Below are 9,411 nucleotides of genomic sequence, written 5' to 3'. Positions count from 1 at the left end.
TAACCGCAAAATGCGAGTACGCTGCCAGGAGATCAGGCTGGTCTTTTCAGCAACGACGCCCTGTTCGGTCTAGCGTCGGTTTCCTGGTGCCACCCCCGCGTCTGCCTGGGCCGCCAGCCGGGCCAGGATCTGCTGCACCCGGTCCAGGCGCCCGCCCAGAAGCGGCACGACCGTGCTCGCCGCGCGCGGCGCGCACCGCCTGAATTGTTCCGTCACTACCTCCTGGCCAAAGGCCGCCATGATGCGCTGGTCGGCCGGCCCTGTCCGGTCCTGCTGGATGCCGGCCGCCGCTCCGATCGCGGCGGCATTACAGTGACTCTCGCTAACCAGGGCGCCGAGCCGGTGGATCGCCTGGTTCTCATCCGCCGTTGCGCGAAGGCCACGCGCCTCCCGCAGCGATCTGAGAACCAGGACAGCGCTGAGATAGTACTGGTGATAGACCATCGCCCGCCGCCCCCGGCGCAACTCCGACGGCACGGTGCCATCTGGGCCTATATGCGCCGTGGCCTGATGCCAGACCCGGTCCTGATAGGCGGATGCGCGGCGCGATGGCCGGAGGAGGAGCAGGGAGGCGGCATTGGCGCCTGACCAGACCTCCAGGTTGCCAAAAGGGCGCCGCTCGAAAAAATCAATCGTTTCGGTTGTGAGACGATCGAGCCAGTTCAAAGTCATGCCGTCGAGCGGCACGCCTGCATCGCCCAGCTTTACGGCCAGGACATTCAGCCCCAAGGCCATCTGCGATCGTTCGACCGTACCATTCAGTTCAAGCGGCCGCTCCAGAAGCGCGCCGGCGGCGGCCCAGGAGCGCAGCAGCGCCACGGCACAGTGGAAGTCAACCGCCCCTCCCGGTTCATCGGTCGCGCGCGCGACATCCTGCATGAACTCGTTTAAGGGACGCAGCATTTCGAGGTGTCGCTGCCGACGCTCCTGGTGAACCACGGATCCGCGGTTGTCGGAGTACCAGGACAATCCGACAACTCTTGGAACCGGAGGATGGGTTGGACAGGCAAGTTCCCAGCCAACCCTACTCGCGGCCGCCGGCCCCGCTCCGCCCAGCAGGCCAAAAACCAACAAACGCGCAGCGAGCGCGGTCGCAGGACGAGGGAGCATCTTACACATGTCTGCCATACTCCCGCGCCGGACAGATCTCCGACCTTGGCGCGAACTCCGCCGCGGAACCCATAGGTCGTTCGACATAGAACCGGCAAGCGTTTGGCGTAGTCGAAACCGACTGAAATCTACGGGAGGAACATCAAATAAATACGCCATTGTAGAAAATCCACATGATCCTCGACTGCTAGAAGCCCCTAGATTTCGAACACCAATTTAGGACCACGACCGAAATCTTCCTAGCAGCAAATCAATGCGGTTCAGATATGTATGGTGCTCGGCCACGAAATCCATTGCCTCGCGTAGGCGCGAAATGTTGAATGAAAGCTCCTCCCCTACAGCGACCTTCAGCAGCCCTGCAATGTCGGGATGATACTTTACATGTGCTGGCATAATGTCTCGAACGAGAGGATTATTCGTTAACCCAAATGCTCCATAGCTTATGTTCTTGAAGATTCGACAAGGGACATAGGAATTTAGTTGTCCTGCTCCCTGAATTGCTGGCGCCAACAAGGACCCTGCGACAAGATCACGATTTTCATCATCAGTTACGGACCGCGTTTCTATCTTGGCCGAGGCGCCGAAACGCTGTGCGAACTCCGCGTCAATCCATCCACCAACAATGTGCGCACTGAGACCGGCCAGTTTCGCCGCATCCGAAAACAGGGCCATTTCCCCGATATTGCGAGTCCATACACTCCCTACAAACACTGCCATCCGGTTGCTTCTGCGCGCTTCCAAAACAGCTTCGAGCTTTGCTGATTGCGCTTTGACCTGATCCGGAAGCAGATCTGTACCCCAGGTTGTTACAACAGTTCGAAGGGCATCACTTGCATATTCCCAAGTAGCGCCATTCGGATTTTCAATGGATGAAAAACTAGCTGCCGCCACCCCCGGTCTGTCAGTATACCAATGGGTCGCTACAACATTTTGTTCGGCCACCTTTGGTAGTCTGGGATCGCCCCGATGCTCATCGAAGAACAGCACCCTTCTTGCTTTTGCAAGATCAAAATATCGTGTCACATGATTCTTCGACGTACCGTGCACCAGATAGAATGCGTTTTCGGATAGTGGAAGATGAGTGTCATGCCAACCAGACAAGCAATATGCCAGTATTAGCGCGCCCTCCGGCTCGGGCAAAGAACCCTCATGGTCTTCAACCCATTCGACCGAAATGTCTGTGTTAGCGCAAATCTGACTGAAAGCGTTGAAAAAGGCCGAGTGGATGAAGTGGTGGGTATGATTATTGCGCTTCAAGCCATAGATAATGACCCGCCCTACACCGATAGACCTAAGTTTCTTTACGATTTCGACTGGCTTGGACACTTTCGACCCTCAAAATTTATTACATAAAAGGAAGTACTTTTGTTTTGGATATCGGAAGATCGAGCTCTCTGCCTCACGGCCGCTCATAGACGAAAAGCGAGTTTCCTGTTGGCTCCGAAGTCGGTGTCCAAGGAACCGCTGCCGTGATCGCTTCTTGTTCAGAACAGAAATCAGGCTGTTGCACGAGACAATTCTGTCCAAGTGCAACAGCAATTACATTGGCTACCGTCTCACGCCCAAAACTTCTCATATGATCGGCCTGGCCAAACCGCTGCAGACGTTCGGGGCCAGTCAGCGCGGGATCGAGATCCTCATCGCCTTGCCCTGGGAAGACAGGCACGGTGAAAATCATGCGGCCGCCCTGCTTCAGCTTTCGGCCCAGACCAGCTAGCGTATCCGGAACGCTGCAGGGTATATGCTCCATCACGTGGTTGTGGATGATCAAATCGGCCGAGCCATCAGGCAGGGTTCCGAGATCGGCACAAAGATTAAATCGCTCCATTTTCACGCGATCGTTCGCATAAATTAGTGGCTGAAAGTCGAAACAACGATATCCATTACCCCAACGAGAACTAAAATAATCAATCAAGAATTTTTCGGGGGCAAAATGATATATAACTGCCTCTGAAGGAAGCTTGACCGATTTTTTCAGATAGATCATCAGGGCGCGGCCCCGCTCAAAGGCACCACAGCCTGCACAGACAGCATTATTTCGCTTGTTGTACGGCTTGAACTCTGTGGCATTGCACACAGGGCACTGCGGCATCATTCCTCCAGCCAGCCGCACGCCGAGGGGCGTTTCAGCTGAGTCACCTCTGATCGTGATCATTAGCCGCAATCCCGATCAAGGTGAAGCACCGCAGCTGACATCAGCCGTAGCCCCTCCAGGGCGTAATCAGGCAACCAAATATGTTGATACGCCGGGCTTTTCGCGCAGCGTGCGGTCGATGTCGGCCAGCGTCTCCTCCACCGCCGTCAACACGTACAGCGTGTCTACCACCCCCGTCGCATCGTCGGTCGAGGTGATGCCGAGCACGGACATGTAGGGGAAGGTTCTGGCCAGAATCACCCCAAGCTCGGTGCCATAGGTCCGGTAGGGGTCGCGCGGTCCCCTGCGCTCCAGCTCCACAGTTTTCAGCTGCCGGACCGGCTCCCCGCTCGAGATGACTAACACGCCTTCCGGCTTGCAAGAGCTGGCCAGCACGCGCAGCGCCATCCGGTCATCATCGGCAAATCGCAGCACCGCATTCGCAATCACCCAGTCAAAGTCGTGCCGGCCGAGCCTGGCATCGGGGGCCAGCGCGGACAGGGTCACCAGCTCTGGGAAGATGGGCCACGGGCCGTGGGTGCTTCCGCCCACCAGCAGCGCCCGGGTTTCCTTCAGGCGCCCTGCCGGCAGGCGCGTCAGTACCTTGGCAAGGGTCCGGTGCCGCTCGAGCGAACCGCAGGAGGAGCATTGCGGCGGCCGGCCGTCGCGCACTCGGTTGCCCGGGCCAGGCTGGAAAGCCAGGCCCCCGCAAACATCGCAGCGCGGCGCGTTCGCCAGGGCGAAACCCGCCATCTCGTCCTGCCCGGCCACCCGGCCGACATGCTTCCCCAACTCCTGCAGATAGCCGACGTAGTGCGCCGCCTCCGTGATGGCACGCAACACCGGAAATACCAGCGCCTCCTCCGAAGCTTCCGCCCTTTTCAGCCGGTCGATGGCCTGACCGAAAGCCTTCAGCATGTCTGCCTCGACCTTTGACGGGGCCGGCAGCCTGTAGTCGGAATGCCGCAGCGCCCAGCTGACCTTGCCGGTGCCATAGCGGCGGAACTGCTTGTAGAGCTCCGAGAGGTCCACGCGGTGCCGGTGGAGGACCTGCGCCTCGGGCACGAACTTGATCTTGAGCTTCAGCTGATCGGCCATCCGCCAAGCGATATCGGCATCGCCGCCTGATTTCATATCGGTGTGAAACAAGCCGATCCGGTCAAAGACGGATTTGCGGTAAACCGCGTTCGCCGTCTGGGCATATGGCTTGTGGTGCCAGCCCGAGAGCGGGCCGCGCTGGCGGAGCAGTCCGATGTTCTCTGAGAAGCGCTCTATCGTGGAGCCGGGTTCGTAGGAGAGGATCTCTCCCGCAAAGCATCCGAACTCCGCCTCGCCGACATGCTTTGCGATCTCGGTCAACCAATCGGGGTCGACGACACAGTCGGCATCGGTGAAAGCAATGAATTCGCCTGTCGCCGCGCGGAGCGCCGTGTTGCGCGCTGCGTAGGCGCCTTGGATGGCGCGCTCTTCCATGATGCGGAAAGGGTATTTCCGGATCACGTCGAGCGTGCCATCGGTGGACATGTTGTCCACGACGATGATTTCGACCTTGTCGCGCCCGATCGTCAGCCGCAACAGGCTGTCGAGGCACATGCCTATGGTGTCCACCATGTTGTGGACCGGAATGACCACCGAGAACATGGGATGACCAGAAGTTATCGCTGAACCACTCATCAGGTACGCCGATGCTCCCTACCACTCGATGGCCATGGATTACGGATTATGCAACTTCGGGGCGAGGACGGAACCCCAATTTTGCGGCTTCCGGTTCAACCACCGCCGGATGTAGTAGCTACTTCATGCACCGACCCCTAAGGATTTACGGTACGGTCGCTGCCGTAAAGGCACGCGGTCACATGGCAGGCTCCCCCTCCGCCGGGTGGCTCACGGACGGCGTCCGGTGAACGAGGGGCACCCGCCGCTCGACACCCCGCCAGTGCCCGAGCCACACCCACTCACGGAGGCGGCGCTCTCCCGGCTATTGCGGGCCCATCTCGAGGCCGTCGACCGTCACCTGAACGGTTGGTCCCAAGCCGTTGCTCGGTCGCTGGCGCTTCGGCGTACGCCGCTTCCACCTGGGCCGATCCGCTTCGACCAGCCCGGCTGGGCGCTGCCGCTCGGCGCCACGATCGACGGCGCGGGTGCCTTGCGCCTGAATGCACGTGGCGGCACCATCGAGTTGATCTCTCCGCTCGTTTCCGTGCCAGGCGCATGCCTGCTGGGCCTGCGCTTCGAGGCGGGGGAAGCGTCAGGTCTGGTGCTGCGCGTCCTCGACGATGCAGGCCTGCCTCTCTGCGCTGAAATCGCGTTGGCCGCGGGCGCCTTGCACGCCGCTGCCTACGTCCCTGCCGGATGTCGGGCAGTGCGGATCGTCCTGCGATGGGCGGGGACCGGCGCTGCGCTGCACCTTGCCCGCTTCGAGCCGTTCCTGCCCGATTCAGATGCCTGGCAGGCAGCGCAGCGGCAGGCGCTGGGCGTGCCTGTCGTCGCAAGCATTTCCTCCGGACTGGACCGCGTCGCGCAGCTCCACGATGCGGTTTCAAGCCTGCTGCCGCAGTGCGACCGTATCCGCGTTTTCCTGGATGGCGACGGCGAGGTTCCGCCGATCCTGTCACATCCCCGAGTCGAGATTCGCCGGAGTTCCGACTTCGATGTGCTCGGGCCCCTGGGGCGCTTTTCCTGGCATAATGAACTCGACGCTCCAGGATACCGACTGGCGCTTGACGACCGGCTCATCTACCCGGCGGATTTCGCGGCGGAAATGGTTGCGGGTTGCCGCCGCTCGAACGACCAGGCCTTCGTCGGCCTGGCCGGCGCCCTGCTGCGGCAACCGCAGCGCCCGGGCGCCCACCCCGCCAGTTGGTGGCTGGCGGCGGAGAACGGGCTTGCTGCCGATCGTGGGATGCACCTGCTCTCGACCGGCACGCTCTGCTGGCACTCGGCGCACCGCCCCTTCGGGCGCGGCGAGCTAAAGCACCGTGGCTCACTCGACGTGCAGCTGGCCCTCCTTGCGCAGCGCCAGGCCATTCCCATGGTCGCACTGGCCAGACCAACGAACTGGGTGCAGGGCCCGGGCACGGATCCCGCGACGACGCCCCGAGATGACGCCGGCCTGGACGGCCGCGTGCCGCTGGCGCTGCTGCGCCGTGCCTGGCCCGTCACAATCCAGCCCAGCCGCCGCGCCAAGCTGGTGCTTTGCCTCGTCGTAGCCGAGGCAAAGCCGGCCGCGGCACTGCTTGGCGATTGGGTCGCTCAGGCGGGCACCGGCTACGACTGGGCCGTGATCCTCTGTCCGATCGGCGAGGGAGCGGATCTCTGGTCGTGGGCCGAAACAGCCGCCCTGCCTGCCGAGCTTCACCTTGCCGGGCGCCCGGACATGCCGGCAAGTCTCCGCCTTACGAGCGCGCTGATGCTGGCGCAGCGGCTGGGTGCGGAAACGCTGTGCGTCGTGACCGATGCGCTGCGCGTCGAAGGCGGAACCTGGATTGGCGCGACCCTTGGTGCGCTCGCCGGCGCCGGGGGGGCGGCGCTGTTCGGTCATGCGGACCCAGACGGGCGCCTGCAGCTTTCCCAGAACGACGGGGGAGATTCCGGGCTACCTGCCCTGATCGTCACGCCCATGGGGCTGGCGTTGGCTGCGGGCGATGCTGACCCCGGTTTCCGCAGCGCCACGGCAGCGCTGCGGGACTGGGCACGCCGGCTCCACCTCGCACAGTCCCGCTCCTCCTCGGGCCGCGTGAAGACGATCCCCGACGTCTCGCGTGACCTGCGAGCCGTTGCGGCACCCGCCGCCGGGTCCGTCGACAGGGAGCCCGCCATTGCCGGGCCGGATGCGCGGGCACGAGTGGGTTGGCTGCACATCCCTTCAACCCGTCCTGATGCTAGCATTGTGCAGGCGACGGGTCTCGGCGACCTGTTCGAGAGGATCGTCGTCATCAACCTGGACCGGCGACCGGATCGCTGGCGCCGAATGCAGGCACGGCTCGCGCGTGCCGGCATCGCCGCAGGGCGCGTGGCCGCTGTCGATGGGCACGCGCCGGAGGTACTCGCAAGCTACGCAGCCTATGCGGCGCAGCCGATCCGTTCGCCGCCACCTGGTGTGCGGGAGGTGCGCTCCACATGGCAATTCAGCCGCGACTACGACAGCCAGGCGGCACGCGTTGCCTTCGAGGAGCGGCGCCTTGGCCGCAAGGCGATCGGCTCGGCCGGCGCTTGGGCATATCTGCTGACCTGGCAGGGCATTCTTGAGCAGGCCATCGAGGACGGCGTGGAGACGCTGCTCGTCCTCGATGACGACGTCGTCTTCCATCACGCGCTCAGCCCGTTGATTGACACGGTGCGTCGAGAACTACCGAAGGACTGGCTCGTGCTTCAGCTCGGCACACTACAGCACAACTGGGACACCGAGGCGCTCACCCGAATCAGCCGGCACCTCTATCGCACCGATGGCGCTGCGGTTGGCTCGCACGCGGTCGGCCTGTCGGCCGCCATCCTGCCTTTCCTCCTCGACCTCGTGGAGCGGCGTGAATTGCCGTTCGACATCGGACCGCTCGCAGCCGGATGCCTTGCCTTTCGGGAGCATTGCCTGGCCGTGCTTCCAAACGCGGCGATCCAAACCCTTGAGGACAGCGATATCGGAACCTCCAGCTTCCAGCACGGGCGTTCGCCCGCCGAGGCGGCAGCTGCATACCGGTGGCATCTTCCGGATTATGATCTCTAGCAGACTGTCGGATTTGGATTGGCGTGGCGTTTAGGCGGGGCGGGCGGTTGAGTTCAGGCGAGCCGCAGGCGGTGTAGCCTGCGGCAGTTGTAGGCGAGGGCGATCAGGGTCCACTCGGTAGTGGCGTTGGCCAGGCCGCGGAGGCGGAAGCGGGTAAAGCCGAGGGCGGCCTTGATGATGCCGAAGGCGGGTTCGACGGTCTGCTTGCGGCGGGCGTAGAGGTCCTTGGCATCCCGGGTCTCCAGCTTGGCCAGCATGGCGAGGCGCCAGGGTTCGGTGATGCGGCGCGGGGTCTCTGGCTCTGGCGGCGGCCGGAAGTCGTAGGGCCGGTGCGGCTGGGTGCGGCCGATGGCGACCAGCGGCTCGATGCCCCGGGCCTCGAGCGCGGCGACGGCCTTGCGCGAGGCGAAGCCGGTGTCGGCGAGGACGGTCTTGGGTAGGCCGATGCCCTGTTCCATGCCGAGGATGGTGGCGGCGAAGCTTGGCGCGTCGGCGGGGGTGGCGACGACGCCTGTGGCGAGGATCAGTTGCGAGCCTTCGGCGCAGACCACGGCCTGGGCATTATAGGCTTGGCGGTATTCATGGGCGTCGGAACGGCGCATCAGCGCGCTATCGGGATCGGTGAGGTTGGATTGCCGGCTTGGCGGCGGGTCGTCCTCGGGCGGCTTGGGCGGACGGCCGCGCCGGCCCGTCTTCGCCTCATAGGCAGCCTTCTTGGCTTCGTATTCCGGCTGTGCCGCCGCGGCCTCGGCGCGGGCCTGTTCCTCCAGCCGGGCGCAGGCGGCATCGAGCTTGGCCTTCAACGCCTCGCGCCTTGCGATCTCGGCGGGCAGCGCCTGCGGGTCAGGCTGGCCTTCGGCATCGGCGGCCTCGGCGCGGGCAGTCAGGTCGGCGATGTCGGTGGCGAGCTTGGCACGCAACGCCTTCGCCTGGTCGTAGCGCACGGAGCGGATCTTGGAGGCATTGGCGTCGATCTTGGTGCCGTCGATCGAAACCGTCCCGAGCCGGAGCAGGCCGCTCTCGCGCGCCAGCAGCAGCACCTGGAGGAAGGCCGCCTCGAAGGCGCCGCGGTTGGCGCGGCGGAAGGCGGCGATGGTGTCATGGTCGGGGTGCAGGTTCGCCGCCACATAGCGCACGCCGATGTCGCGATGCGTCGCCCGTTCAATGCGGCGCGAGGAGAAGAGGCCGTTGGCGTAGCTGTAGATCAGCAGCGCCAGCATCAACCGCGGGTGATACTGCGCGCGGCCGCCGGGGATCGGGCCGATGGAAAAGGCGCCCAGCGCCACCCGGTCCACCGCAGCCACTACAAAGTGTGCCACGTCATCAGCCGGAAGCCACTCCTTGGCATCCGGCGGCAGCAGGAACGCCTGATCGCGGCTGAACGAATAAACTGCGTCATGACCAGCAGATTCGCCGATTTCAGGCCCGCTGGGAATCCGACAGTCTG

At 63.4% G+C, this 9,411-nt stretch carries 6 protein-coding genes; 1 reads left to right on the top strand and 5 read right to left on the bottom strand.

Going from position 1 to position 9,411, the window contains the following annotated elements; all coding sequences use genetic code 11:
* Positions 1 to 69: 69 nt before the first annotated feature.
* The 4 genes from ACFHPP_RS29530 to ACFHPP_RS29515 all read right to left on the bottom strand — a co-directional run bounded on the left by ACFHPP_RS29530 (position 70) and on the right by ACFHPP_RS29515 (position 4,885).
* Positions 70 to 969 (bottom strand): alginate lyase family protein, encoded by a 900-nt coding sequence (locus ACFHPP_RS29530; RefSeq protein WP_437166806.1) that lies wholly within the window; start codon positions 967 to 969, stop codon positions 70 to 72.
* 357 nt (positions 970 to 1,326) lie between these two features.
* Entirely contained in the window at positions 1,327 to 2,436 is a 1,110-nt protein-coding gene (locus tag ACFHPP_RS29525; RefSeq protein WP_437166805.1) for a hypothetical protein, read from the bottom strand.
* Between the two features lie 73 nt (positions 2,437 to 2,509).
* Complete coding sequence (locus ACFHPP_RS29520) at positions 2,510 to 3,265, bottom strand: class I SAM-dependent methyltransferase (RefSeq protein ID WP_437166804.1); 756 nt, start codon at positions 3,263 to 3,265, stop codon at positions 2,510 to 2,512.
* A 66-nt stretch (positions 3,266 to 3,331) separates the two neighbouring features.
* On the bottom strand, positions 3,332 to 4,885 hold the full coding sequence (locus ACFHPP_RS29515; RefSeq protein WP_437166803.1) for a glycosyltransferase: 1,554 nt from the start codon (positions 4,883 to 4,885) through the stop codon (positions 3,332 to 3,334).
* A 259-nt stretch (positions 4,886 to 5,144) separates the two neighbouring features.
* On the opposite strand from ACFHPP_RS29515, the gene ACFHPP_RS29510 reads away from it, so the two are divergent.
* Positions 5,145 to 7,964: a glycosyltransferase family 25 protein gene (locus tag ACFHPP_RS29510; RefSeq protein ID WP_437166802.1), complete on the top strand. Its 2,820-nt coding sequence runs from the start codon at positions 5,145 to 5,147 to the stop codon at positions 7,962 to 7,964.
* Positions 7,965 to 8,017: 53 nt separating this feature from the next.
* Here the strand turns inward: ACFHPP_RS29510 and ACFHPP_RS29505 are convergent, their stop codons facing one another.
* The gene (locus ACFHPP_RS29505; protein WP_437166807.1) at positions 8,018 to 9,382 is read right to left on the bottom strand and encodes an IS1182 family transposase; all 1,365 of its coding nucleotides are present in this window, start codon (positions 9,380 to 9,382) and stop codon (positions 8,018 to 8,020) included.
* Positions 9,383 to 9,411 lie beyond the last annotated feature (29 nt).

Origin of the sequence: Falsiroseomonas sp. E2-1-a20 (assembly GCF_051433195.1) — a bacterium.
Classification (GTDB): Bacteria; Pseudomonadota; Alphaproteobacteria; order Acetobacterales; family Acetobacteraceae; genus Falsiroseomonas.
This window is presented reverse-complemented; position numbering and strand designations above follow the sequence as displayed.

Coding starts and splice junctions, on each gene's coding strand:
- ACFHPP_RS29520 (WP_437166804.1), bottom strand. CDS start 3,265: ATGATCACGATCAGAGGTGACTCAGCTGAAACGCCCCTCGGCGTGCGG.
- ACFHPP_RS29515 (WP_437166803.1), bottom strand. CDS start 4,885: ATGTTCTCGGTGGTCATTCCGGTCCACAACATGGTGGACACCATAGGC.